This window comes from Bacteroides sp. D20, from assembly GCF_003436255.1.
GTDB classification, from domain to species: domain Bacteria; phylum Bacteroidota; class Bacteroidia; order Bacteroidales; family Bacteroidaceae; genus Bacteroides; species Bacteroides uniformis.
Genome location: NZ_QSOO01000045.1, coordinates 1 through 1,595, shown reverse-complemented (window position 1 = coordinate 1,595; position 1,595 = coordinate 1). Strand labels below are relative to the sequence as shown.

The 1,595-nt window shown below is 42.7% G+C and carries 1 protein-coding gene; it reads left to right on the top strand.

All coding sequences use genetic code 11. From position 1 onward, the window contains the following. Nucleotides 1-137 precede the first annotated feature (137 nt). Nucleotides 138-1,424 carry an IS1380-like element IS613 family transposase gene (locus DXD78_RS20870; protein ID WP_005805709.1) on the top strand — a complete coding sequence of 429 codons (1,287 nt, stop codon included), beginning with the start codon at nucleotides 138-140 and terminating at the stop codon, nucleotides 1,422-1,424. Nucleotides 1,425-1,595 lie beyond the last annotated feature (171 nt).

Here is a 1,595-nt window from a genome sequence, read left to right as displayed (position 1 = left end):
CCTTAATTCCGCAACACTATTATAAAATATTTTTTTTAAGTACCTGAGCAACAAAAAGTTGCTCAGGATTTTGCCATGTCAGAGGATTCACTTAACTTAGTGTTGCAAAAAAATAATCAAACAAAACCTCATCAGGCATGGCAAAAATACAAATAAAATCCGAGAAGCTCACTCCTTTTGGAGGAATATTTTCAATCATGGAGCAATTTGACTCCACATTGTCATCTGTAATCGACTCGACACTCGGTCTAAGGTGTAGCTCGTTCGGTTATCAGTACAGTGAAATCGTCCGTTCCCTCATGAGTATCTACTTCTGTGGTGGCTCATGCATTGAGGATGTCACTACTCATTTGATGAACCATCTCTCGCTCCATCCGACACTTCGTACTTGTAGTTCTGATACTATCCTCAGAGCGATAAAGGAACTGACGCAAGGAAACATCTCATACACATCAGATACGGGTAAGAACTACGATTTCAACACGGCTGACACACTCAATACCTTACTGCTCAATTGTATGTTTGCATCCGGCCAACTGAAAGAGGGCGAGATGTATGATGTTGATTTCGACCATCAGTTCATAGAGACTGAGAAGTATGATGCAAAGCCTACATACAAGAAGTTCCTTGGTTATCGCCCTGGCGTGGCGGTTATTGACGACTTGATTGTTGGCATTGAGAATAGCGATGGTAACACCAACGTTCGTTTTCATCAGAAGGACACGCTGAAGAGATTCTTTGAGAGATTTGAGCAGAACGGACTTACAATCAATCGTTTCAGAGCTGATTGTGGATCATGTTCCGAGGAAATCGTGGAGGAAATAGAGAAACACAGCAAATCCTTCTATATCCGCGCAAACCGCTGCAGTTCGCTCTACAATGACATCTTTGCTCTTAGAGGCTGGAAGACTGAGGAAATCAATGGCATTGAGTTCGAATTGAACTCTATTCTTGTTGAGAAGTGGAAGGGTAAAGCATACCGACTTGTGATTCAAAGACAGAAACGGATGGACGGTGTGCTGGATCTTTGGGAAGGAGAATACACATACCGTTGTATCCTGACTAACGACTATGAATCTTCCACAAGAGAAATTGTCGAGTTCTATAACCTTCGTGGAGGAAAGGAACGTATCTTCGATGATATGAACAATGGTTTCGGGTGGGACAGATTGCCCAAATCCTTCATGGCAGAGAACACTGTGTTCCTTCTTCTTACGGCACTTATCCGTAATTTCTACAAGGCCATTATCCACAGACTTGACGTAAAGAGGTTCGGACTCAATGCAACAAGTCGCATAAAAGCGTTTGTCTTCAGGTTTGTCTCTGTACCAGCCAAGTGGATCAGAACATCAAGGCGGTATGTGCTGAATATCTATACCTGTAATAATGCTTACGCAGATATTTTTCAGACTGATTTTGGATAACGCCTACAACTTATGGGTATGATACTGCGTATTGCCTCAAGTCGCATAGTGGGGCAAGGGGATATTGTGGGCAGAAGTGGGTATTTCAGCCTCAATTTATCTGCTAATTCAGTGATGAGAGGACGTTTAGACGCAAGAAGGACGCTGAAGAGCTTAGTTGCGGATTTGAGG